This window comes from Legionella sp. PATHC039 (genome assembly GCF_026191275.1).
GTDB lineage: Bacteria > Pseudomonadota > Gammaproteobacteria > Legionellales > Legionellaceae > Legionella > Legionella pneumophila.
Map to the genome: position 1 here is coordinate 91,387 of NZ_JAPHOP010000002.1, position 23,159 is coordinate 114,545.

Here is a 23,159-nt window from a genome sequence, read left to right on the forward strand (position 1 = left end):
AGTGTCTTCTGAACTGATTATCCGCAAAGCATTAATTGATGATGTTCAACATCTTCACCCTTTAATGGAGCAATTGGGTTATCCACAATCGTCTGAAGAGTTGCAAAGACGACTTGAGCTATTTACTAGTGAACTGCATTACGGTGTTCTTCTTGCGGAAATTGCAGGAAAAGTTGTTGGTTGGATTGCTTGGTCTAAGAGCTATCTTTTTGTTTCCGAAACAACAAGATTTCATATTGAAGGCCTTGTGGTCGACCAAAGTTATCGTAATCAAGGAATAGGTAAAAAGCTTATGATTACTGTTGAGGAGTTTGCCAGGCAATTTAGTCCCTGTATCATTGATTTGACATCTGGACTTAGGCGAGCGAAAGAGGGCTCCCATGATTTTTACAAATCGCTTGGATATCAGAATGAAGGTCATATGGCGAAACTGTATTTAAGGAAAATGCTGTGAACATCAAAGAATTACAATCTGCTTTAAAAGTTGAGACAGCAACATTAGATGATTATCCTACCATCCAAAACATGGCACGATTTTATGTATATGAACTCTCGCGTGACTGTGGTTTTATTTCAGATGATTGGGCTTTGCCTTCCGATGGCCTGTATGAAAGCTTCGATTTTAAAAAATACTTTGAAGAGCCGACAAGAAAAGCCTTTCTGATTAAAGTTGGTAATAAATTAGCTGGTTTCGCTCTATTAAATCACGAAGGAGTTTACCCTGATACTGCATGGAATATGGGCGAGTTTTTTATTACTGCTAAGTTTCAAGGCAAAGGTTTAGGTTATTTAGTTTCCTCTGAATTATGGAAAATGCATCCAGGCTTATGGGAGGTTTCTGTGATTCCAGAAAACAAGCGAGGACTTAGTTTTTGGCGCAAGGCTATTTCAAGCGTTACAGCGGGCAATTATCAGGAAGAAATTAAAACAATCAATTATGATACGCACCAACCACAACGAGTTATTTTTCGTTTTGATAGTACAGCACATGAATGCAGCGAGCCTTTAGAAAGCGAGAACGAATATCAAATCCAATTTGTTGATGAGCTTGATGAAGCCACAGAAAAACGCATGACAAAAGGATTTATTGCCTATGAAGCTCAGCATGGTATTGACGTCAATTATCGACGTTTTTCAGTGACCATCTCTTCTGCCCAAGGAAAAATTTTTGGTGCACTTAATGCCTTTACTGCATTTGCAGAAATTTATGTGGATGATATTTGGGTAGACAGTGCTTATCGTGGTAAAGGGTATGGCAAGCAGTTATTGCTTGCTCTAGAACATCACTTCAAAGGCCAGGGCTTTAATAATATCAATTTAGTGACCAGTGCTTTTCAAGCCCCAGAGTTTTATAAGAAGTGTGGCTTCATAGCAGAATTTACGAGAATAAATAAAAAAAATCCCAAGTTAAGCAAGACATTTTTTGTTAAATTTTTTAACGAGGAATCAGAAACACAAGGCACTCTTAAGGCAGCTCATGGTGAATAAAAATCAACTGGAAACAATCTGTAAAAAATTAAAGATGAACCAACCTTGCGACTTGCCTCAAAGAGTTCACGGTGGTCTTTTACATAAAATGTGGTATCTGAAGTGCAATGGCTCGCAATTTGCTGTAAAACAGCTCAATAAAAGGCTTCAGTTAACTGAAGAAGTTAAATCCCAATATGAATTGACAGAAGAGATAGCCTTCCAATTTTCCCAGTGTACTATTCCCGCAGTTCATGCTCTAAAATTAGAAAATAATTACTTAATCCTTTCAGAAGATGAGGCCTTTCTTGTTTATCCTTGGATAACAGCAAAAACATTGGATAAAGACGCTATATCTGAGATGCATGCGCTTAAAATAGCCACTCTTTTGGCTAAAATTCATCGTATTAATCTTAATGTTCCCCAGCTAAGTGCTCAAGAATTTGATATTCATCCCAATGAAAAAATTAGTGTGTTAATAGACCAGTCAGCAAGCAAAAATTTGGTGTTTAAGGAGCAATTAAAAAGTAATCAACGAGTTATAATTGAGCTTAACGATATCTATCAAAAAGCAATACCTATTTTACAAAGTAGTAGTGTAGTAAGCCATGGTGATTTGGATCAAAAAAATGTTTTATGGGATAAAAATGATACTCCATTTCTCATTGATTGGGAGTCTGCGCGAAAACTTAATCCCACTTATGAAATAGTCAATTGTGCTCTTGATTGGAGTGGAATTACTACTCCGCTGTTTAATAAAACTTTATTTATAAAAATGCTAAAAACATATGCGTCTTCTGGAATAACAATAAATCAAGATCATTTGGAAGCTGCTTTTTATGGTGTTCTTGGCAATTGGATCAATTGGCTAGTATATAATATAAACCGTTCTTTTAGTTCTGATAAAGAGCAGCAGGACATTGGTATTGAGCAGGTGCTTCAGGTTTTACCTACTATTATTCAAGTCAAGGCGAGTATTCCAGAATTAACTCAATTAGTAACACATGAATTAGGAATAACCTTTTAACTTTCGCCAACTTTGATTACCATACCGCACGAAAGTAACTTAAGTTTCAAGGAATGCTTCATGACGAACATCAACAATAATAAAGCTGCATTAGTGACCGGAGCCAGCCATGGAATTGGTCTTGAACTTGCTAAAATTCTTTTAGGTGACGGCTGGGTTGTCTATGGAACAGGGCGGGATGTGAGCAGCTTAGAGGATACTAAAGCGCTATTTCCTCGTTTTGTTCCCATTCAATCGGATTTTACTCGCAATAGTGATATCGAACAGGTTGCTAAAACTATTAATGATTCTGGAATACCGCTTCATCTTTTAGTTCAAAATGCAGGAATGAAAAGTCCTCCACGTCCGTTGACCGAATACGATTGTGACAGTATTGACGAAGTTTTTCAGGTTAATTTATTAGCTCCAATGAAACTTACGGCACTACTTGCCGCGCAGATGCCTGAGAAGTCTCGGATTTTATTTGTTACATCAAGAGCAGCTACTCTGAAACTTAAAGAAAGTTCAACATACTGTGCCAGCAAAGCAGGTTTGGATGAAGTAACTGCTATTGTGAGAAAAGAGTTAGCAGAGAAAAATATTGGTGTGTCTTGTATTATTCCAGGAGAAGTGGATACAAGAATTCAAAAAATTTTAAGAGAAACGACTTCATTTCATTTACATAAAATGTTTGATGAAGCTTATCAGTCCGGTCAATTAATAAGTCCGGAAACTTGCGCGGAATTCCTTAAATGGTTTCTTTGCGACTTATCTTTTGATGAATTTAAGCAAAGCAATATGCCCGTTTCCATTTATGAAGAGTGGCACCATCCATTCTGGCTTAAAGATAGGAATCAGTTACCTCCTTTTCCTTTCTAATTTATTTATGAATTTTTATGATTAGTTCCAATAAAAATTCAACTCTGGAGAACAGATGCTTCGTTTCTTCTGTTCCTTTTTCAAGGCATACTCTCTTATGGGGGATATGCCCCACTCTTTCTACAATTGTTTTCTAAAATAGATCCGATCATGTCCTTCTAAATAATTTTTAATTGTCCCTATGTGCTGATAACCTTGTTTTAAATAAAATCCTTCTGCTTGAAAAGAAAAAGTATCTAATGTTGATGCAGGAATACCTCGCTTAATTGCTTCGGCTTCAACGCTGCGTAATAGTTCAGCACCGATACCAAGGCCACGGTATTCTTCCTTAACCCAGAGGACATCAACGTATATTGAGCTTTTATGAGCATACACAATAGCTCCGCCAATAATATTACCCTCCTTACCTTTCACATAGACTGAGTAACGCTCTGGTTTAGTTCCCGTAAAAGGAGCATTATAATTTACTATCCCATCACGAATAATTTTATCTTGCTGTTCCAGTAGATTGGTGTCTATAACAAGCTCTAGTTGGTAATTTATTTGCGATTGATTCATGAGTTATATCTTCTAAAATTAGCTTGAATACAATAAATCATTGACCACTTCCATAGTAATTTCGGGTAGTTTTTGTGTTTGATCAATACACTCTTGGATGGTTATAACCGCTTTTCTAATTTCATTGGGTAACATCTCAGATGGTGCATTGTCGCCTGGCCAAGAAGCATCTCGAGTAGCTTTATCGGGCCAACGAGAATAAGCAAGCCACATACCATCGTTAGTTTTATGCAGGCAAGAACCTAAGGCACCGCGATATTGCACAAAATAGGAAGCAACCTGATGCCAAGCTTTTTGATACTCCATCTCAAGTCCAGGCTTAATAAAGGCTCGGTAAATAACAGCAAAACATTTTTTTGAAAGCAGCTTAAAATGTTCAAGCGCTTCTTCAGGTGTTAAATCCTGGGTACCCAAAACCTCCTCTGCTTTGAATATGTTTATACCTTTGGGAATTGAAAATTGGGAAGTAAAATACATCTGATCAAGGCCTATTCCGAAAGCACAATCCTCATAGCCTAGAACACGAAAGTAATTAATTGATTGCTGATTTTCATTAGTTAAGACATAGTTTCTGAATTTGGGATTATAAAATCCATAAGTCATGTAGTAATGAATACCTTGGCTTTCAAGATGTTGAATGATTTGCACCAAATTCTGGTGCAGTTTTTCAGGCGAATAAAGTTCAATATACATCCCAGCTTTTTCAAGCGTCGAATGTTCATTCTCTGGATAAGGAGGATTCAGCGCCACAAAATCACCAGGTGACGCAATCGAAATCACTTCCATAAAATCCCCGCTTTTGAAGGTAACCCGATTAGCATTGAGTAGAATAGATACTCGGTCAATTTCACTTAAAAACATTTCCAAAGACAAGTTCGCTTTCTCAAGAAATCTATCAGCCTTTTTTCCTTCAAATAGTTCACCTTCACGGTAGATAATGTTTAATTCCTTATCATAAAAAAGGATTCCACCCCATGAATGATTAATGATAAAAGGGAGCAGTAATGCTTTTTCTTCATCAGTTATTTGGTTGTAATTCCTAATCACTTCAAGGAAAAAATCTTTTTTTGATAATGAGGCATCATATTTTTCTACTAATGCTGCATAGGGCTCTTTGATTAGATCTGGTTTGTCTTTAATTAATTGAAGTGTATTAATAAGAATTTTATTGCTGTCATTGATGATATATTCCTCTGCAAGACCGATCTCCATTGCGGCCATACTCCAGGAAGCAGACCCTGCAAAAGGTTCGATTGCTTTCTTGTATTTTTGACCATTATTATTTGCCAATAATACAGAGAGATGCTCATTCAACCAGCTAGTATCAGGGGACATATGCCCTGTCAAATCTGGAAGAGTCAGGTACCTATTTCCGAGATAATGGAGCGGTCCCCCATGATTTTGAGTTAATTGAATAGAACGTGGATTCATAATGGTCACTATGTGGTAAATTTATTTATAAAGCTGCACATCTTAACATGAAATAATAAATTTTTTATTGTATTGAACAAGCATATCTTATTTTTTAATTATTGATGTGGCTCATTATTGTGATATTAAAACATACTATTTGGATTAGCTGATTTTACCGGAATATCTTGTATTGCGTCCCAATGCTCTATGATTTTCCCGTCTTCTAATTTGAATAAATCAAAAATAGCTCTACCCCGAGTGCCAGGCTCACGAATAGAATGTACATGAAGAATAACATAGTCCCCCTCAGAAAAAATTTTTTTAATTTCACTATGAGAATTAGGATAATATTCAATTAAATATTGAATAAATGCTTTTAAACCTTCAGGTCCATCAGCGGCAGCAGGATTATGTTGTTTATAATTTGTTCCCAGGTACTTTGATGCTGCTTCAAAATTTTTTTGATTAATTGCTTTTTTATAAAACTCAGTAACTATTTGTTTATTCATTTTTTGTTGCTCATCAATAAATGCATAGCTATTGTTAATAATTGATAGAAACAAACTTATAGCAAAGATTTTTGATTTATTAATAATCATAAAACACCATTGGTTATTTATTCTCAGGGTTTATCTTGAGATAGCCATCAAAAAATTCGGGTAAATCTTTCAATGCTTGTGCTCTTGCTGCTTCATTAAAACCAATATGATAATGTTCTCCTTTTTCGTCAATAACTTCTTTTGAAACTGGAAACTCAAAGTTATCAAATCCATGCAATGCATTTTCATAAATTTGGATGGAAACATTTTGATTGCTACCAGTACTTTGGTTGACTAACTGAATGCAATCTTGGGTTGTTGCACGATCATCATGTTCTCCAATAAATAGTTTGGTGATTGCCCTTAGTTTTGTTCCTTCTTCAAGTCGATGACATACGCCATAAAAAGAAGCCGCTGCTTTAAAAGAGAGCTTTTGGTATGGTTTCGGATCTTGTTGTGATAACGCCATGATTTTCAATACATCAAAGCCTCCCATAGAGAATCCCAAAAGTCCTATTCGGTCAGGATCAACAGAAGGAAGCTGCTTAAGGTATTCATAGGCAGGAACGATATCATCAAGTTGTGCTTGTGTTGCTCTTTCCCAGCCTACTGAGCGACGATCTTCCCAACCTCTGGGTTTAAAACTGTCTATCATATAGACTACGTATCCATGCTCTTTTAATCGGGTGGCCCAATCATAATTCACTTTTTCGATACCGGTACTCGCGTGCAATAATAAAATAGCAGGGGATCTCATCGTTGCATCAGGAATATAAAGACTGTGATGTGGATCATTGGGATCAAAGATATAATCTTCATTATGTGCTAGTACTTCAGTACACACTAATAAAATAAATAACATAAAAAGCATTTTGGGATGGAAAAACATAATTTTAATTCCTTAGTTTTAAACAGTTAGCTTTAGACTGGATGCCTCATTATTTTCTAGCTTTTCCATGTGCTCTTTTAGATTGCAAATTTCATCAAAACGAGCACCTTCATGAATTCGAGTGAGGGCAGCCGCTTCTTTTTCCTTAATCTCTTCCGCTTTATTAATAGCATTAACTGCTTCTTCTTTATTCATGACAATAATGCCGTCTTCGTCAGCAAATATCAGCTCACCAGGATTTACCTCAACAGAACCACAATTGATTGGTTTTCTTATACTGCCAATTTTATTTTTACTTCCTGATTTGGCGCATTGTCCCTTAGCAAAAAAAGGGATATTTGTTGTTCTGACTTCAGAAACATCTCGACAATTTCCATCAGTAATAATGCCACCAAAACCCTTCGTTTTTGCTACATCTGCACACATGCCACCTGCTACAGCAAGCTTGGTGCCGCAGGAAGCGATAACCAATAAAATGGGAACTCTATCATCATAACAACCAAGGGCAAGCATAAAATCAGGCAAGTCATCCAAAGCCTGCATGGTAGATAAAGAATCTTGAGCCGAGTTAACAGTATAAGCTCTTCCTACAATTCTTGTTTGTGGCGATGTGTTAAAAGAATGAATATCTGAATCCATGAGACGCACACTGGGTAAAGCATCACAGATTAAGGGCGTTGTCAGTTGAGATAATCGCTTACATAGTTCAACATAGCTATGTTCGATCTTTAGTTTCATAATAATCCTTAATATATCGATTCAGTTCTATCCAATTTGTATGAGGTTTTAGGGATAAAATAGGTGAAAATCTCCCTCATTTAATAAAGTTGTTATTTGTTGATAATCTAAAGTATTTGCTGTTTGAGAAGCATTTTGGAATTTCAATCCGATGACGGATGCCATTGCTGACCAGGAGGAGGGTTTAAAATTGTACTGTGTAACATAGCCTTTCTCATAAAGGTTTGTTGTTACAAAATAATCATAACCTCGAGCAATATTATCAGGTTTCCAAAGTATTTCTTCTCCAGGTGCTGGGGTAAGGATAATTTGGTTTGCTTCTGCTATTTCTTTTTCAAGATTGTAATTATCAATACCATAGGTAGATAATAATATTTGTATTTGATATTGCTTGAGTAATTCCTGAGTCAAGCTTTTGAGTTTATCTTTCTGGGATTCGGTGTCTAGATAAACAATATCGGGATCATAAACTTGATTGTCAATTAAAAGTCCACCGCTTTTGATAACAGTACTTTTCCAATATTCATATCCTCTTAGCATTTCACGACCTTTAGAACCATCCTTCCCTGTCAATGGTAAAGCAACTCCCATGCGCAGTTTTTTGTGTGTTCTTTGGGTAAACTCAGGGATGAATGCTAAACCATTTGGTCCAGCATGGGTTGGAATAGAGATGAGTTCAAAATTATGCAAATCTATTTTAGATAAATGCTTGTCTGTTGCATTAGATACATAAGCATATTGACCCTCTGGGTCAATTAAAACGTTAATCGGATTTAATCCGGTGACTAATCGTTTTATCACTTGGCCTGAATGAACATCAATCACTGCAACTTGGTGATCAAAGGGCGCCGGTGCTAATATATAGTTTTGATCAGGAGTAATATCTGAGTAAAGAATCGGTCCTAGATTCAAATTAGTGAATTGTTTTTTAATGGCGAGGGTATCGGGATCAATAAAGACGATCTGATTGACAGCTGATACCATCAAGGAACGATGATCTGGCGTATATTTTAAACCCCGTACAGCTGAGGGCAATGTGAGGTTTCCAGTAATTATTCCTGAATCAGGATCGATTCGAATGACGCCATCTTTACCCGCCATTAACCACAAGGTTTTTCCATCATTAGAAAAAAACAGATTATGTGTATTAGGACTGACCGCAATTTTTTTGACGATGGTTTTGGTATCAACATCAAAGACGAGAATCTTACCGCCTTTTTCCACATTCACAAAAAGTTGTTTTTCAAAAGGAGGTCGTAACTTAACACCATGAGGCGCACTATCGATGTCTGCATAGTCTTTGTTCTCTAGTGATTCAAAAGTAAATAGCCGATATTTCTCGACTTGATTTAATAAATCGATAACAGAAATGGACACACCAGGTATACCAGAGCCACTATCGTAGTCTCTAATGCCGAAATTGCTGACAAAAGCTGTTTTCCCATCTTTTGTAACAGCAATCTCATGAGGGAGGAAGGCAAGTTTCAGGCTACCTTTTCTTGCACCTGTATCGGGATTATAGAAACTGATACGATCGGCATTTTCTTCAACAACAGCTAACGTGGTGTTGATAGAAGAGGAATAAGTGAGGCCATTGAAAATCGATAGAGCAATAAATAGGCTGCTAACTTTTTTGAACATCATTAAATCCCTTTATAAACACAAAAAGTGCCGCCATGATAGTAAGGGAATACGATATTGTCAATATATATAGGTGCCTATATAATAGCGCAAAAAGGAACTATCCATGACATTTAATTTGAATGAACATACTGGTGTCTTGATTAAAAAGGCAGCTCGCTTGTTTGAACGTGTTTCAAATCTCAACCTTGAAGAACTTGGTGTGACCTATAGTCAGACTATTTTTCTGGTTCGCTTGTGGGAGCGGGACGGCCAAACGCAAATGGAACTCACAAAAAGTGCGGGACTGAAACAACCTACCGTAGTAGGTATACTTGATAAGATGGAAAGAGACCAGCTTATCACACGTGTTCGAAGTGAACAGGACAAACGTTGCTATCATTTTTTTCTTACTGAAAAAGCGAAACATGCTTGTCGCGAATTAGAAAAGCAGGGGATATTGATGCAGAATTTGTCTGCGGGTAATTTACCCAATAAAGAAGTTAGCAAGTTAAATGAGAATCTATTATCAATTATAGAAAACCTAGAGCGTTTTATTGAAAAAATTCAGGGGTAGACTTGATGGCCCCATGTTCAGTCACCTGAAATGTAGAAGCAAATTGATCCATCACCAAATCTACATCACGATAAACCATAAATGAAGAATGTGGTGTAGGAACAGGATGATTGTAATTTGCTACAGGCCCTATACAAACTAGATTTTCATGTACCTTTCCGTATGTATCGATCACTTGATAATGATCCGTTAAATGGATGCCACCATAAGGCTTAGTGCTTATTAATCCGGTTTGTGCCAACTTGTCTAATAACATGGGCTTGACACTATTGGGATCTGGTTTGTAACGATATCCAGTTGCATCAATAAGAGTTGCAGCATGCAAGACTTCGCCTGATGTAAATAATAATTGGAATCTGTGATTTACTTCATCATAGCTTACAGAAGCCAAGCTATGATGCTCAATAATTCTATTTTTCTCATAGAGATGGAGCATGATTCTAGCATTCACTGGTGTGATACCAGTCAAATAAGCCATTAAAAGAGAATAGAAGTATTTTAGAAATTGTTCTTTGCCTTCAACATTCAAGCTTTGCCACATGTGAGTATAACAACCACTAAAATAAAAAGTTTTAATAAATGCTCGTAGCTCATCAATATTACCCAGTATGGGATTGTTTTCTGGCAGATGATCAAATTTATTCATTTGATAACGTAAAGTCTCAAGAGCACCAGGGGAATGGGTAGGAGTAATAGGATTTTTAGCATCATTTTGATAAGCATTCCAAAATAATGTTTTTGCTTCGGAAAAGGTTAAACTGTCAGGAAAGCGTTTTTGTAGACTATTTGATAATTCCTGTTGTTTCGTAGTGTCACAACTATCTGTATTGCCTTTGGTTGTTAATATATTAGGATTTCGCGTGACACTGTGTATTTTTCCTGAGTACTGCTTTTTCATAGTTAACCAAAGTGCGGCATCAACAAATGCTGCCTGACCACCAATGATATAAACATCATCTGCTAAATCCCATGCATCTGGATTTCCTGTTGTGTTTTCAAAACGGAGAAAACCTGGTTGATTCTCGACAGTATGAAAAAAAGGATTTGTTAAATGTCCAGTTGTTATAAAAAGTCTATCAGCGATATAATTTTGATCCATGCATGCTATCTGATAATTCCCTTCTTTTAGTGGACAAATATCTGAGATTGGCAAAAAAATTTCTTTGACTGTTATCCCTAGTGATTTAACCAGTGTTTTATGTTTTTCATATTGAGCGCGTAAATAATGACCCACTACAGCACGAGGAATATATTGTTTGTCTCTATGTGGATAATGATCTTGGAGCAACTCTGGATTAGCATCTATCCATTCTGTTAGGCTATCTGTAGTAGAAGTAAATTTGAAACCATCAGCTGGATTATTTAAAGTCCAGAATTCTGGGCTATCAATAGAATAAGCAAATCCTGTAGCAAGGTATTGTGGATTTTGTTCAAAGATTAAGATAGTAATGTCATCGTCAGAATATTTCATTGTTGCAAGCAAGTGACTTAAACGGCAAAAAATAGCATTTCCGCAGAGTCCCATTCCCGCAATAGCAATTACTTTTGGCATTATATCAAGACAATTGTTGGATCAGAGGAAAATTCTAGGGTTTAACCTCGATACTGTCAATTTGTAGATTTCTTATCTTTAAATGACAACAGATTGATCGATCCACATCCTTAATTTAGAGCTAAATCGTCCCTGACGGCAAAGAGTTTTGACGGCCTTTGTAGTGATGCTTTTAATTAAGCGATATTCCCCCAGTACTGCATGTATAGACCAACATTGGTTAATAATTGTATAGTCTATTATTCTTCAGTTTCACTGGTGTAAAATTGAAAGTGTCTTTTAAATAGGAGTCCTTAATGCAGGATGCAATAACGATTGAGAACAATTGGCGCTCTCGTGGCTTTAGTTTTGAGCTTTGGGAAGATCCCCCAGGTCAAATTTGGAAGGATTTTAAGCATGAAACGGATGAGTTATTCATGTTGCTTGAAGGTGAAGTCATTTTAACCGTGGGCAATAAAACGTTAAAACCTGCTATTGGAGGTATTGATTTCAGGAGGAGTAGATCATACGGTTCAAACCAGTTCCACCACAGGAAGTCCTTGGTATTATGGTTACAAAATAAGAAGGTAAGGGAATGACACAAAAGAAAATATCACTAGAAAATGATGCTGTTCTGCAATTCATTGTTGATGAATTAATATCTTTACATCATTGCCATACAATTATTTTATATGGCTCGCGCGCACGAGGAGACTTCACAGTAACCAGTGATTATGATTGCAGGGATTAGGGAAAAAGGAGATAAGCAACGAATTGCACGCTTTGATGAAGCACATCAAGTTTATCATGATATTTTTGTTTATCCCGAGAATGCTTTTGATTCAATTTCTGATGAACATTTATGTATGTCAGATGGCATCGTTGTTCTTGAAAAAGCTCATTTTGGCACAGAGTTATTAAAAAAACTCTCTGCTTTTTTAATATTGCCTGAGTCCCTCCCTCCTGATGAAATTACAGCACGTAGAGTGTGGTATCAAAAAATGCTGGCAAGGGCGTATACTAGAGATTTAGAAGGAAAATATCGCCATATTTGGTCAATCTTCACAATTCTAGAGGATTATTTTGTATTCAAAGAATTGCGTTATCAAGGTCCAAAAAAGCATTCAAGTATTTAGAAACACACGATCCAGAGACTTTATCATTATTTGATGAGGCCATAACGAATATCGATAATTTGGATGCCTTAAATAGGCTAATTACAAGAGTTATAAAGATAGACAAAACGTAGGATAATTATGCCAGAATTAGATATTGAAATTATCAAAGATAATCCAGAGTACTTTCTTGTGAAAAGGCATCTATTATTTTTATTTAGAGTGCCTAGTAATGAAATTTAATATTTATATTAAAATTTTGACTGCGTTCTTTGTGATTTTTTTAATTCTTGTTTTGGCATTTTTTAAATATTTAAAGTCAGTTGAGACAAAGATAGTTGTTAATGCTGGAAAAACGACCTCGCAAGGGCTTTTAATTAGTTTAGAAAAAGAGTTAATTAATAACCCGAAATCAAACTGGGATGCGATAATAAAGAAGAAAACAGATAATGTTATTCATCTTATAGCAATCGACAGTCTAAAACTCACCCTGGTGCAGAATAATCAATTAAATAATGATGAAATCATTTTTTTATCAGGTACAACCTATCAATTTCTAAACGAGGTCATTGTAGAACATACTGCGTATAAAAAAATTGGTAATACCCCATATGCATTAGCTTACAATTTTTCAGATCCTGGCGAAATTATTTTTAATTATATGAATCCTGTTTTAAAACAAGTCGTTCAACATTTATTATCAAAATCAAAAAATACCTGGAGTAATGAACTATTACATTTAGAAAAAATATATGGTTTCCCTCTTCATGTTTATAAAACTAAAAGTAAATACTTACCAGGTAATATAATTAATTCTTTATCAACAAAGCGTCTAGTATTTGAAACAAATAAAAACTCGTCACAAATTGTTATTCTCTATTATCGTTTTAGTGGTGGAATACTCAAAATTGGCCCACTAAGCTATCTGCCAGTTATGGCAAGAATCAGTGATGTTATGTATTATTTTATAGGAACTTTCTTTTTTATATCCCTTTGTCTTATTGCCTTATTTTCATTGCTTTTTGTTAGAAATATGAAAAAGGTGTATCAGATAACTAAAAATTTCAGTCAAGGGAACTTTGATTTTCATCGGAAAATAGGTACTACCTCTGTTTTGTATGGGCTGTATAGAAATATCATCCAAATGGGTGAGCAATTAAAAGAACTGATTGAATCACATAAACAATTGTGCCGGTTTGTCGCGCATGAAATTAGGACCCCTTTGTCAACCATACAAATGGCGACGGATAGTATCAAAAGGAAAAACGCTGAAGATGCATTGCTCAATAAACAGATAAACAGCATACAAGAAGATATTGCAGACATAAATCGCATCGTCAGCACTTTTTTGATTTACTCAAAAATGCATTCAAACGAATTGAAATTAAAACAGTCTGAGACCGATATAATAGTATGGTTAAGAAAGTTATTAGAGTCTTATTCTTCCTCAACATTTGAAATTACATTTTATTCTAATGAGTTAAATTCTTTGAAAGCATACATAGATGAAAATATTTTAAAACACGCTGTTACCAATTTGATTACAAATGCCATGAAATTTGCAGAGCACACTATTTCTTTAACCATTTCGCTGGATAATAGTCATATTTTACTTCACGTAGACGATGATGGCCCAGGCTTGCCGGAGGAGGGTGCGGATGACATTTTTTCTGAATATACAATTGCTGAAGACGCAGGAATTGGAGATAAACATATTGGGTTAGGATTAGCTATTGTTAAAAAAGTTGTTAATCTCCACGGAGGAAAGGTCATGGCTACACAATCACCGATATTAAAAGGTGCTCGATTCACCATAGTACTTCCAATATATTCTTAACGATTAAGATTTTAGTTTTGGAAGTTGGTCCTCAACTGTAGTATCTTTTGAAGTATCCATCTCTTGTTTCATCCCAACCAGTGCGTCGATAACCGCTGTTAACTGGAGTTTTGCATTTTCAAAACGTTTAGGGATAAATTCATCTTCCTCACCATCAATCGCTTCTCCAGTTCCAATGCCTTTTTCAAGAGCGCTGATAACCACACTAAGCTCTGATTCAAACGCCGATAATAGTTCATTACTCCCCGTTGCAGATTGCAAGATTCCATGCAATTTTTCCACTGCATCTTCAGGAATATAAAGAGTGCCCTCACTGCATTTGCTATATTCACGTTTCGCAATAGGTAATGAAAGTAGTTCATCAGCCTTGTGTTGACTCATCTGAAATATTTGTCTAACAGATTGTTTTAGTTCTATGGGAGTTGGTGGCGAATTGCTAGATTTCAAAGATGCGAGAAGCTTATCACTAGCAGTTACTCTTCCATCTTTGCTATGTTCTTGCGCTGTCTCGATAGGAGTCTGTCCTTTTTCATTTCGCACTTCAAGACTAGCACCACACTCTAATAACTTTTTAATGAGATGTAACGGCTCTTTTCTATAATTATAAAAATTCTGTACCGCATAGTGCAAAGCCGTCATGCCTTTTTTATCAGCACTATTAATATCAGCGCCATGTTTTAATAATAAAGCAATGACGCTATCATTACTTGGGTTACCAATAAGGACTTTTCCACAACTTACCATTGCCAGGTTTAACAAAGCTTTATTAGCTAGAATTGACTCTAGCAAGTCTTCATGACCTTTAAATACAGAAGGTTCTTTTAAACCTAAGAGAAGTTCTAGTACATCTCTATCTGTCAGTTGTTCTATAGGGTCCGCCCGACCTAAGATATCACGGACATGTGTTAAATAATTTTCTTGTTCTTTACCTAATATTTGATTTTCCTGTTCAACAAACTTTGCAACATCTTCTCCTTCAAATCGCAATTCTGGAAAACCCTCAATTTTCTTTAAATCTTGAATGTTTAGAATATCTCGATTTAAAGCGATTTTTGCTATCAGTTCATCGGCTCCGTCTTTACCTAGAATTGCACGGGCATATTCTATGGTGTTAACTTTTAGTTCTTTAGCTGTTTGTGTTGAGGCAAATAAAGATTTTCGAACGGCAACTTGATATTCACCATGATGAAAAATAACACTGTTTCCAGCCTTCCAAATATTTCCTGCCATCGATGTGATAGGGGATGCCGGCGAAAGGGATCGGAAGCCGGTCTGTACATCTTGCGCATTCCATGGTCCAGTTCCACCAAACGTGATTTCTGGATGTTTCACTGATACTCTTTCTAAAAATGTTTTTTCCTGTGAGTTTGCTGCAGCATTAAGTTGATTGTCTGTATTACAACCTTCTAAAGTCACAAAAACTTCACCATGATGTGCGGGCAATGCTCGTTTAAAACCATGTAATAAATTATCAAAATTATCATCATATAACTGCTCACTTGGGCCATGGCAATTACCCATACCATATTCGCCACCACCAGCATGGCCCATAATAAATAATTTTGGGTTCTTCTCAAATATATTGTCTAGTTCTTTCGGTAAGTCTCGTTTGAGTTCATCCAAACTACTATAGATTTTTGGGGATTTATCACACTGATCGAAAAAATAATACTTCAAATCAGAGCCTTCTAAATAGACGCCAATTGGAACAAATTGCTTGAACCGTTGTTTTAAGTGAGGATTTATCACCACACCTCTCTGATTTTCAGGCAGTGGATGATCTGGATCTGGTTTATATATTAAGATTTCTATTGCAGCGTCTTTCATGACTCATCTCGACTATTACTTAAAATAATAGGTTGATTTTATCAAAAACACTCGGCTCAAATGTATATATATTGTACAAACGTTCTAAAATGATACTTTTGTCGAGGGCAAATGATTATAGATTTGCGATATATTTGGTGAAGCTTTCATAACTGGACGAAAAATCTCAAGATCGAGGCAAAAGAATTTTTTACTATTTTTCATAAGTCTTACATAAGATCGGTGGCTGTGATCTGTATTTATTCCCAAGCCGCTGATACAAATATATATCCTTTTTTATGGATTGTTTTTATACGATAGGGCTTTTTATTATTATCATTCAATGCTTTTCTTAAACGTGATATTTTTAAATCGATACCTCTATCAACCCCATCATATTCATGCCCAGAAAGAGCATACATAATGCTATCTCGACTCAGCAACCTATCATGGTTCTTAACCAACAAAGCAAGCATTTCAAAGTCACTGGTGCTTATTGAAATTTCTTCATCAAAGAGATGAACACTCTTAGTACTAAAATTGATAGAAAAATTGCCAAATTGAAATTGATTTTGATTATTAACTAAATTGGGTCGACGTAACAATGCCTCTATTCTTGCTTTCAAAACCTCATCTGCAACAGGTTTAGTTAAGTAGTCATCTGCTCCTAAATTTAAAGAGGATACTTCACTTTCAATATCATTAATTGCTGTTAGCATGAGTATTTTCCCCAAATACTCATCTCTAATGGTATGGCATATTTGATCTCCATTCATGCCAGGAAGCATTATATCTAATATGACTAGGCAAGGTTGCTCACGAATGATGCGATAGACCGCTCTATCACCACGTTTTTCAATAGAAACATCATAACCTGCTTCTTGTAAGCTTTCTTTGAGGTAATTGGCTAACTTAACGTTATCTTCTACAAGCAATATTGATTTATCTTTCATTCGTTCTGTCTAAGCCTCTTTAAATAAGAAAACTCTCTAAACAAATTTAGTCTGAATTGATTTTTAAGTTCAGTGTTACATAGATATCAGTAGGTAAGCAAACACACGGCGCATCCGTACATTTTATATACAATTGATCTGTTTTAACTCGATATAATGATAGCTAATGGGCGAATCTGTGGAGATAAATTATGAGCGCTTATGTTAAAAATTTTGATGAACATAAAGAAATCAAGTCTTCACGTGACATTTGCAAATCATTAAAACCTGTTCCCACAGCATATATGGACAATAAACATTGTGAGCATTGCTATCCCGAAAAACGTTCTCATTTTCGAAGAAAATTTTTTAATTTATTCCATTATTTTATATTCAATCCATTTATCTATCTTTTATCTAAACTCTTTCTCCTATCAGAGCATGATTTTTTACGATTCAATAACCTATTAAATCAGTTGGTCATTAATATTTTTCAAAAACTAAAACTATATACCAAGACTCAGACCATTGATAGGAAACAATTCAATAACAGTGTCCTTGCATTTTGGGATGAAGCACAAAAAAGAGGGCTAGAGCTGTATAATTTTAAGGAATCTAACTTGCATACTCTGTATTTTAAGTTGGTCTACAATAAGAAAAAATATTATTTCATACAGACTCCAATCTCTCTTATTTCTCAAAAAAATACACGCTTTGATGAGGATACTAAATATGATAATAAATGGATCTTCAAGAAAAAATTATTAGATAGCCAAATTCCCTGCCCCTTAGGGAGGGTTTTTATTTCCAGCAAAAAAGCCTACAACTATGGCATTTCATTGGGATTTCCTCTTGTGGTTAAGCCATTATCTGAATCTCTAAGTATTCACACTTCATGTACTATTCAAACTCCAAATGAATTAAAAGAAGCGATAAACATAGTAAAGCAAGTTGATTTTCGCGTGCTGGTTGAAAAACACATACCTGGGGATGTTTATCGGTCATTAATTATTAATGATTCATTAATCGCTTGTGTGAGGCGACAACCTGAGAGCATTGTTGGCGATGGTGTCACTATACTTCAAGAGTTAATTGATAAAAAAAATAAAGTTACGTGGAAAGAAGGTCATGGTAAATATCCATATAAAATTACTCCAAATAGCAACTTGATAAACATTTTGTCAGCCCAGGGAGTTGCTCTTAATACGGTAATAAACAAGGGACAACAAATCTTTATTGCAAAAAAAGTTACTATGAGTAGTGGTGCAAAAATCAGTGATGTTACCGATCTGATACATCCTGAGAACAAACTATTATTGGAAAAAGCACATAAAATCCTCAATATACCGCTTACGGGTCTTGATTTTATTTGTCAGGACATTTCTCTTCCATGGCATAAGCAACAATTTGGAATTATTGAAAATAATAGCTTCCCTTACATTGAATTACATCTCAATCCGTCTGATGGGAAAGGAATTAATGTAGCAGGTAAAATTTGGGACTATGTACTCGATGTTTTAAGTCAAAAAAACGAGTAACCCAATAAATGTACAATTTATATACAATTGGGTTTTTTTAACTCGGTATAATAACAGATAAGTAAATCTTTATTCGGATGAAACCATTATGAACTTGCACTGGAGTATTCTCATGAAAAAAGACAAAGAAAAGCATCAGCCTGTCCTTGAATCCATAACGGCAGATGAACCCAAAACCTCTTCTATAGCATTAGCTTTACAACAATTTAGAAAGGAAGCAGAAAAAAAAGAGGCTGCTGAGGAAGGTGCAAAAGTACGCTGTCCGACTTGTTTTAAAGAAATCGCACCTAAGCGCCTTTGTTCCGGACATGGCGCAGGTGGTAGCGGAGGTGATAGTGCCACCTCTGATAAGAAGACATCTGAGGAAAAAGCGAGTCCTGGTGAAGATAAATTCCTAACTAAATCAGGCAAAGTAGTTGGGTCTGAAGATGAATTGGTAGGAGTGTTTGGTTCAGAAGAACTTGATTTAGAGTCTGGTTTTGACCCAGAAATAATTGAAAAATTAATTGCTGATGGGAAATTGTTGGTTGATAGTGATCGTGAATCAATGACTCTTAAGCTTGAATTACAATGTGATCCTAATGAATTAACTCCAAAGCAACGACATGAATTAAAAAAATTCATGGAAGCGATTATAAACGAATTCAGTGAATTTAAAGAAGAAAATCATCTTTCTGATGATTGCATACAAATCCTTCAGGATGAGGAGGGAAACATACATTCTCTTCGCATTACCATGCCCACATTAGCTTTATACGATGCATTTATCCAACAGCTAGCAAATAATTTAGTACCCGTACCCAGTCCGAAAGCACAAGAAAGAGATGAGGTAACAAAAGAGCAAAGCTTTGCTCCAAATCCACTTTCGAGGGAACCCAGGCCGTCTAATAAAGATCAATCCTCCACACAAGAAGCTAATGAGATACATACTAAATCTGAAGATGGGGAACAAGAAATTTTTAACCCATCTCCTTTTAATATGAAGCCGTGGTAATAAAGAGCAGGGGTTTATTGATTATTGAAAAGAACTATTCAAGATCCCCTTTCGTATCCAATAATACGATTACGTAATTGGGAAATACCATTTATGCTTTCTCCAAGACGGAGCCCTTAAGTCTTGGCACAAGAGCGTTGAGGTCATTGGTTGTAGTGTTGATGCTCTTCAGTGGGGCGTCGATTTATAACTGATATTTATTTTTCTGGTTTTCCTATTTATCTGATTGAATGGTGTAGCTTTTTAGGCTATGATTGAAGCTTAGTTGGCTTCAAAATAAAAATCATGTTTGATACTTCAATATTGTTTTCTGAATATCGGCGGCGTGTGCTGGCACTTTTATTGCTTCATCCTGATGAGCGTTATCATGTCCGAGAGATTGCGCGGTTAACGAATACCACAGCGGGTACACTTCATCGAGAACTATCCAAACTTGCTAAATCCAAAGTACTTCTGCGCGAGCAGAGTGGTAATCAAGTTTATTACCAAGCAAATCGAAATTTTCCTATTTATATGGAGCTTACAAGCATTTTAAAGAAAACGTCTGGTTTGGTGGATGTGTTGTTTGATTTTTTAACTCCATTAGCTGAAAAAATTGAAGTGGCTTTTTTTTTGTTCGGTGGCCAAAGGAACTGAAAACCTTGGAAGTGATATTGATGTGCTTATTATTGGTGAGGTTGACTTTACAGAAGCAGTTGAGGCTCTTTATGCTGCTCAAGCTAGTTTAGGGCGAGAAATTAATCCCAAAATATATTCCAGGGAACAATGGAAGGCATCTTTACAAAAACAAGATCTTTTCATTCAGGAGGTTTTAAATAATCCCAAGCTATTTATTATGGGAGCTGAACATGACCTTGGATAATTTAATTGGCATCAGCCTGGAACAAATGGATGTGTATCAATCCGATGAGGTGCAGGATTCATTTGATGGTGTTAAGCCAAGCATTAATGGGTTTTATGCAATAAAAAAAGAACCTCCATTTTTGTCTGTCCCTACCCATGGAGTTGCGATGGTCGCTGTAGTAAGTGGAGCTATTTTTCTTGAGGACTGTGTTTGAACAGGCATTGGCTTTAAGATTAAAATGCCCGCATAGGGAAAACCCATCAATTAATGCTTTTTTGCAGCATTTATTTTGAACTAAAACGAGTAAACTAACATGGAAATAAGAACCGTAGCCTTTGAATCCGATTTAATTATTACCCTGGAAGGCAATCAGAAGGTAGTTATTACTCCCTTTAAGACTCTTGAGCCTGGCAACTTTAAGTTGGGTATTGAGGCTCCTAAAAATATATCCATTAACAGACAGGAAATCCATTTAAGAAAACAAGAACAATTAAAGAAATATGAGGGTTAGGGAAGACTGGTGCTATTTTCGTAATCTGCTGCATCGCAAAGAGGTGAAAAAAATTATTCAATAGGTAGAAAGTAGATTGAATTAAAAGGAGGTTCCTCTATATTGATATGATGGTGATCGTGTTAATGGGTATTTTTGAGCATTAATTGGGAACAAGAAAAGGCCATTCTAATATGTCAGTCAAAATCACACTGTATCGTTGGGAAGGACAATATGGGGCTTTCAAAATCAAAGTCCCTTGTGGTGAATGTTCGCTCACCAAGGATATTATCTTGGATGCGATTGCAACGGATTTAAAAGACATTCCTGTCGAATTGGACATTCATGCCTGGCTTAATGAGTGGTGGAAGCCGTTATTGAAAGGGGCGTGGCATGCCCCTATTGTACTGGTTGAGGGTAAAGTGATTAGCCAAGGCCATGCTCTGAATCGTGGGGTGTTAACTCAAGCGGTGATTGAGGCCCATGCAAAACAAACCACATTAACGGGGAATCATATTTTTGGTAAACCCCATTGCATCCACTGCCAGCATGCCAAACAGTATTTCGAAGAAGCCAAACTTTCTTATGAATTTCACGATGTGGTAAAAAATCCAAGGGATTTGTATGAGATGCTGGCACGGGTTAAGCCCATTGTTGGTGCAAAAACACCGATAACTGTTCCTCAAATATGGCTTGATAGTCAATACGTTGGAGGAGCTGAGGAATTAAGTGCCATTCTTGGGCGAGAGGTTGAGCCTAATCCTGAGCGAGGGATTTGCTCTCTTACCGCAAAAGGCCATGAGAAAAATTAAACCACTGATTAAATCAGTTCAACGTCTTCTGCTTGCAAAGACAATGTGATTAAAGATACCAAAGACTGGAGAAAAAGTAATTATTTTCTTGTGCTGATTATTATTGCACCGCCTAAGATAATCATAGTTCCATGTGAATTAGTCATGATGATTCTCCTTAGGCTCCAATGTGGTGAAAAGAAGGGCAGAGGTTATTCGGTCGATGCTGTTTACACGGATGCAGTAAGTGCTGCAATGCCACCTTTAATCGCCTTAACTCTTCAATTGGTGGATATCATTATTCTGGGGATTTTCCAGCAAGATTTTTATGAATTTACTGTAACTCCAAACGGAACAAACAGTGTTTTCCCATCGATTTGCACTTGGGCGAACATTTTAATAAATCCTACTTTGTTAGGTTTTATATGAAATAGCAATTCAGGTCCTCCTCGTTCCGTATTATTTGTAGGCTCCTTGCCCATTGGATGAACATGAGTTACTGTTTTAAAGTCCTCATTAAAACCAACGATGTGGGCATAAGCACCCATAATGGGCTCTAAGGTATGAACTGGGTTTTCCTTTGCATCGGTGATGTCAATTTTGCCCATGACTGCTTGACCGACGTGCAATGGTGTTTTATCAAAAGACAATTTAAAATGGTAGCCATCAACACTACTTTCAAATAATGGTTGTCGATGAATAGGATTTTCCAATTTCTTTTTTGTCTTTGGGAAAGGTAAATCGGCAACTACATATTCTTGGGTTTTTGTATTAGTCGGTATAAGATCAGCCCATGCTCGATAGGAGGCACTCTTAAGCGTAGGCTGCCATTCAAATTGATAGATGCCTGGTATCGTTGTTTCGACTGGATGGACATGACTATAGTCAAGGAGGCTATCATCGATAATCAACAAATGAATCTTTTGTGTATGTGCTTCAATAAGATCGTTTAAGGTGATTGGTTTATTGTTTTTTGTGTCAATTAATTTGATGAACACCAGTTTCTTGTCCTTTTTATCCATTATCTCTTGAATAGATAATTGCAAGGTATTTTTTGATTTCAAAGAATGTGTTGCTTGATTGTTCATCATGCGCTGATTAGGCTTTTCCGAGAAAGCAGTGGGATGATATAAGTTAATGAATATCAAGCTCATTAGGGTGATGGCAAATTTCTTCACAATATTTTTGTCTCCAAGAAAACCAATTGGTTATAAAATAATTTCTTATAGTCCTATTCTGTAAGCTATTTATTTTGATCAGCATATAGAATGATATCATGATTGTCCTTTTAAGACAGGCATTAAATATAAGTAGAGGTATCTTAAATGTTTATTAGGAGCGTCATCGATGTAATTGATTGGGATGACGAAATTGATGTGATATGTGTCAATTAATAGTTTAATATTTCAAAAAACCAGCTCAAATTTTGAATCGGTTTAGGATACGAAAAAAGTGAGCTAAAAACAATTCAACTATCATTCAATTAATTCAAAACAAAGGGACAAAATTTTCTTTTGCACGCTAAATCTTTTTAGGTTTTTTTGAGGACACATCAAGACATTTTAATTGGGTTTCTCAAAGGTTATTCTTAGCTA

26 protein-coding genes are annotated in these 23,159 nt (G+C 36.0%); 16 read left to right on the forward strand and 10 right to left on the reverse strand.

Going from position 1 to position 23,159, the window contains the following annotated elements:
• The first annotated feature begins 1 nt into the window (after nucleotide 1).
• Genes OQI99_RS15715 through OQI99_RS15730 form a run of 4 tightly spaced genes read left to right on the forward strand, consistent with a single transcriptional unit; the run spans nucleotide 2 to nucleotide 3,352 of the window.
• The gene (locus tag OQI99_RS15715) at nucleotides 2-454 is read left to right on the forward strand and encodes a GNAT family N-acetyltransferase (protein WP_021460600.1); all 453 of its coding nucleotides are present in this window, start codon (nucleotides 2-4) and stop codon (nucleotides 452-454) included.
• A complete protein-coding gene (locus OQI99_RS15720) occupies nucleotides 451-1,488 on the forward strand; it encodes a GNAT family N-acetyltransferase (protein WP_021582671.1) in 1,038 nt (345 codons plus the stop codon). The genes OQI99_RS15715 and OQI99_RS15720 overlap by 4 nt, the downstream gene beginning before the upstream one ends.
• Nucleotides 1,481-2,494 carry an aminoglycoside phosphotransferase family protein gene (locus tag OQI99_RS15725; protein WP_025520168.1) on the forward strand — a complete coding sequence of 338 codons (1,014 nt, stop codon included), beginning with the start codon at nucleotides 1,481-1,483 and terminating at the stop codon, nucleotides 2,492-2,494. The genes OQI99_RS15720 and OQI99_RS15725 overlap by 8 nt, the downstream gene beginning before the upstream one ends.
• A gap of 60 nt (nucleotides 2,495-2,554) precedes the next feature.
• Nucleotides 2,555-3,352: an SDR family oxidoreductase gene (locus OQI99_RS15730; protein ID WP_021460602.1), complete on the forward strand. Its 798-nt coding sequence runs from the start codon at nucleotides 2,555-2,557 to the stop codon at nucleotides 3,350-3,352.
• Nucleotides 3,353-3,472: 120 nt separating this feature from the next.
• Here the strand turns inward: OQI99_RS15730 and OQI99_RS15735 are convergent, their stop codons facing one another.
• The 6 genes from OQI99_RS15735 to OQI99_RS15760 all read right to left on the reverse strand — a co-directional run bounded on the left by OQI99_RS15735 (nucleotide 3,473) and on the right by OQI99_RS15760 (nucleotide 9,130).
• Complete coding sequence (locus tag OQI99_RS15735) at nucleotides 3,473-3,910, reverse strand: GNAT family N-acetyltransferase (protein ID WP_021460603.1); 438 nt, start codon at nucleotides 3,908-3,910, stop codon at nucleotides 3,473-3,475.
• Between the two features lie 18 nt (nucleotides 3,911-3,928).
• Entirely contained in the window at nucleotides 3,929-5,341 is a 1,413-nt protein-coding gene (locus OQI99_RS15740) for a DNA adenine methylase (protein ID WP_025520170.1), read from the reverse strand.
• 125 nt (nucleotides 5,342-5,466) lie between these two features.
• Nucleotides 5,467-5,922 carry an ester cyclase gene (locus OQI99_RS15745; RefSeq protein ID WP_058393170.1) on the reverse strand — a complete coding sequence of 152 codons (456 nt, stop codon included), beginning with the start codon at nucleotides 5,920-5,922 and terminating at the stop codon, nucleotides 5,467-5,469.
• Nucleotides 5,923-5,935: 13 nt separating this feature from the next.
• Nucleotides 5,936-6,751, reverse strand: coding sequence for a dienelactone hydrolase family protein (locus OQI99_RS15750; RefSeq protein ID WP_021460554.1), 816 nt, complete (start codon nucleotides 6,749-6,751; stop codon nucleotides 5,936-5,938).
• Between the two features lie 18 nt (nucleotides 6,752-6,769).
• On the reverse strand, nucleotides 6,770-7,489 hold the full coding sequence (locus OQI99_RS15755; protein WP_021460553.1) for an RraA family protein: 720 nt from the start codon (nucleotides 7,487-7,489) through the stop codon (nucleotides 6,770-6,772).
• 48 nt (nucleotides 7,490-7,537) lie between these two features.
• Entirely contained in the window at nucleotides 7,538-9,130 is a 1,593-nt protein-coding gene (locus OQI99_RS15760; protein WP_058393169.1) for a hypothetical protein, read from the reverse strand.
• A 106-nt stretch (nucleotides 9,131-9,236) separates the two neighbouring features.
• Between OQI99_RS15760 and OQI99_RS15765 the strand changes: the two genes are divergently transcribed.
• Nucleotides 9,237-9,686, forward strand: a complete 450-nt coding sequence (locus tag OQI99_RS15765) for a MarR family winged helix-turn-helix transcriptional regulator (RefSeq protein WP_021460551.1) — start codon at nucleotides 9,237-9,239, stop codon at nucleotides 9,684-9,686.
• On the opposite strand, the gene OQI99_RS15770 is transcribed toward OQI99_RS15765, so the two are convergent.
• Nucleotides 9,664-11,238 (reverse strand): FAD/NAD(P)-binding protein, encoded by a 1,575-nt coding sequence (locus OQI99_RS15770; protein ID WP_021582645.1) that lies wholly within the window; start codon nucleotides 11,236-11,238, stop codon nucleotides 9,664-9,666. The genes OQI99_RS15765 and OQI99_RS15770 overlap by 23 nt on opposite strands.
• 296 nt (nucleotides 11,239-11,534) lie before the next feature.
• On the opposite strand from OQI99_RS15770, the gene OQI99_RS15775 reads away from it, so the two are divergent.
• The 4 genes from OQI99_RS15775 to OQI99_RS15790 all read left to right on the forward strand — a co-directional run bounded on the left by OQI99_RS15775 (nucleotide 11,535) and on the right by OQI99_RS15790 (nucleotide 14,169).
• Nucleotides 11,535-11,816 carry a hypothetical protein gene (locus OQI99_RS15775; protein WP_021460548.1) on the forward strand — a complete coding sequence of 94 codons (282 nt, stop codon included), beginning with the start codon at nucleotides 11,535-11,537 and terminating at the stop codon, nucleotides 11,814-11,816.
• Entirely contained in the window at nucleotides 11,813-11,968 is a 156-nt protein-coding gene (locus OQI99_RS15780) for a nucleotidyltransferase domain-containing protein (protein WP_021460547.1), read from the forward strand. Before OQI99_RS15775 ends, OQI99_RS15780 begins: the two co-directional genes overlap by 4 nt.
• On the forward strand, nucleotides 11,946-12,353 hold the full coding sequence (locus tag OQI99_RS15785) for a hypothetical protein (RefSeq protein ID WP_261411088.1): 408 nt from the start codon (nucleotides 11,946-11,948) through the stop codon (nucleotides 12,351-12,353). The genes OQI99_RS15780 and OQI99_RS15785 overlap by 23 nt, the downstream gene beginning before the upstream one ends.
• 211 nt (nucleotides 12,354-12,564) lie before the next feature.
• Nucleotides 12,565-14,169, forward strand: a complete 1,605-nt coding sequence (locus tag OQI99_RS15790; protein ID WP_021582647.1) for a sensor histidine kinase — start codon at nucleotides 12,565-12,567, stop codon at nucleotides 14,167-14,169.
• Nucleotides 14,170-14,172: 3 nt separating this feature from the next.
• Here the strand turns inward: OQI99_RS15790 and OQI99_RS15795 are convergent, their stop codons facing one another.
• Together OQI99_RS15795 and OQI99_RS15800 are read right to left on the reverse strand one after the other, a co-directional pair.
• The gene (locus OQI99_RS15795; RefSeq protein ID WP_021460542.1) at nucleotides 14,173-15,996 is read right to left on the reverse strand and encodes an ankyrin repeat domain-containing protein; all 1,824 of its coding nucleotides are present in this window, start codon (nucleotides 15,994-15,996) and stop codon (nucleotides 14,173-14,175) included.
• 239 nt (nucleotides 15,997-16,235) lie between these two features.
• Nucleotides 16,236-16,928: a response regulator gene (locus OQI99_RS15800; protein ID WP_021460541.1), complete on the reverse strand. Its 693-nt coding sequence runs from the start codon at nucleotides 16,926-16,928 to the stop codon at nucleotides 16,236-16,238.
• Nucleotides 16,929-17,119: 191 nt separating this feature from the next.
• Between OQI99_RS15800 and OQI99_RS15805 the strand changes: the two genes are divergently transcribed.
• The 7 genes from OQI99_RS15805 (at nucleotide 17,120) to OQI99_RS15835 (ending at nucleotide 21,585) form a co-directional block, all read left to right on the forward strand.
• Nucleotides 17,120-18,445: a hypothetical protein gene (locus OQI99_RS15805; protein ID WP_021582648.1), complete on the forward strand. Its 1,326-nt coding sequence runs from the start codon at nucleotides 17,120-17,122 to the stop codon at nucleotides 18,443-18,445.
• A 112-nt stretch (nucleotides 18,446-18,557) separates the two neighbouring features.
• On the forward strand, nucleotides 18,558-19,439 hold the full coding sequence (locus OQI99_RS15810; RefSeq protein ID WP_021582649.1) for a hypothetical protein: 882 nt from the start codon (nucleotides 18,558-18,560) through the stop codon (nucleotides 19,437-19,439).
• Nucleotides 19,440-19,724: 285 nt separating this feature from the next.
• The gene (locus OQI99_RS15815) at nucleotides 19,725-20,075 is read left to right on the forward strand and encodes a winged helix-turn-helix domain-containing protein (protein ID WP_021460536.1); all 351 of its coding nucleotides are present in this window, start codon (nucleotides 19,725-19,727) and stop codon (nucleotides 20,073-20,075) included.
• Complete coding sequence (locus OQI99_RS15820) at nucleotides 20,059-20,301, forward strand: nucleotidyltransferase domain-containing protein (protein ID WP_021460535.1); 243 nt, start codon at nucleotides 20,059-20,061, stop codon at nucleotides 20,299-20,301. The genes OQI99_RS15815 and OQI99_RS15820 overlap by 17 nt, the downstream gene beginning before the upstream one ends.
• A complete protein-coding gene (locus tag OQI99_RS15825; protein WP_029345383.1) occupies nucleotides 20,288-20,497 on the forward strand; it encodes a hypothetical protein in 210 nt (69 codons plus the stop codon). Before OQI99_RS15820 ends, OQI99_RS15825 begins: the two co-directional genes overlap by 14 nt.
• A 99-nt stretch (nucleotides 20,498-20,596) precedes the next feature.
• Nucleotides 20,597-20,794: a carbon storage regulator gene (locus OQI99_RS15830; protein WP_021460533.1), complete on the forward strand. Its 198-nt coding sequence runs from the start codon at nucleotides 20,597-20,599 to the stop codon at nucleotides 20,792-20,794.
• A 173-nt stretch (nucleotides 20,795-20,967) separates the two neighbouring features.
• Nucleotides 20,968-21,585 (forward strand): glutaredoxin family protein, encoded by a 618-nt coding sequence (locus OQI99_RS15835; RefSeq protein ID WP_021460532.1) that lies wholly within the window; start codon nucleotides 20,968-20,970, stop codon nucleotides 21,583-21,585.
• A 305-nt stretch (nucleotides 21,586-21,890) separates the two neighbouring features.
• Here OQI99_RS15835 and OQI99_RS15840 read toward each other — a convergent pair whose 3' ends face one another.
• A complete protein-coding gene (locus OQI99_RS15840) occupies nucleotides 21,891-22,742 on the reverse strand; it encodes a hypothetical protein (protein ID WP_021582650.1) in 852 nt (283 codons plus the stop codon).
• Nucleotides 22,743-23,159 lie beyond the last annotated feature (417 nt).